The 680-nt window shown below is 53.1% G+C and carries 1 protein-coding gene; it reads left to right on the top strand.

Going from position 1 to position 680, the window contains the following annotated elements:
- Positions 1-680: RNA-guided endonuclease TnpB family protein (locus tag KNP62_RS15490; protein ID WP_214786346.1), on the top strand; the 680-nt coding region annotated here is incomplete at both ends.

Genomic DNA, 680 nt, shown 5'->3' with positions numbered 1-680 from the left:
GTCGGGTTCGTGCGGTTCACACAACATCGCCCGTTCGAGGGCGTCATCCGGTCGGCGACGGTCTCGATGACCAAGACGGGCAAGTTCTTCATCTCCATCCTCGTCAAACAGGACGATGAACCATGGATTCCAGCCGAGAACAAGGTCGGGATCGATCTCGGCCTAAAACATTTCGCCATCATGACGAACGATGCGATGGTCTCGGAGAAGATTGACAACCCTCGCTTTCTCCGACAATCCGAAGCGAAGGTCAAGAAGGCGCAACGCGCGCTGTCACGCAAGAAGATCGGGAGCAAGAATCGTGAGAAGGCCAGGTTGATCCTCGCCAAGAAACACGAAAAGATTGCGAATCAACGTAAGGACTTCCTCCACAAACTGTCGAGACGGATCGTTGACGAGAATCAAGTCATCGTCGTGGAGACATTGAAATCGAGCAACATAATGAAGAACCGACGCTTAGCCAAATCGGTTGGCGATGTCAGTTGGTACGAGTTCGTCCGTCAACTCGAGTACAAATCAAACTTCTACGGACGAACGCTCATCAAGGCAGGCCCTTGGTACGCATCCACTCAGATCTGCTCCACTTGCGGCGTAAAGGGCGAGAAGAAGGCGATGGATGTCCGTGAATGGACATGTGTCTGTGGCGCGCATCATGACCGTGACATCAACGCGAGCATCAA

The organism is Exiguobacterium sp. s183, assembly GCF_018617655.1.
In the GTDB taxonomy this organism is placed as follows: domain Bacteria; phylum Bacillota; class Bacilli; order Exiguobacteriales; family Exiguobacteriaceae; genus Exiguobacterium; species Exiguobacterium aestuarii_A.
This window is presented reverse-complemented; position numbering and strand designations above follow the sequence as displayed.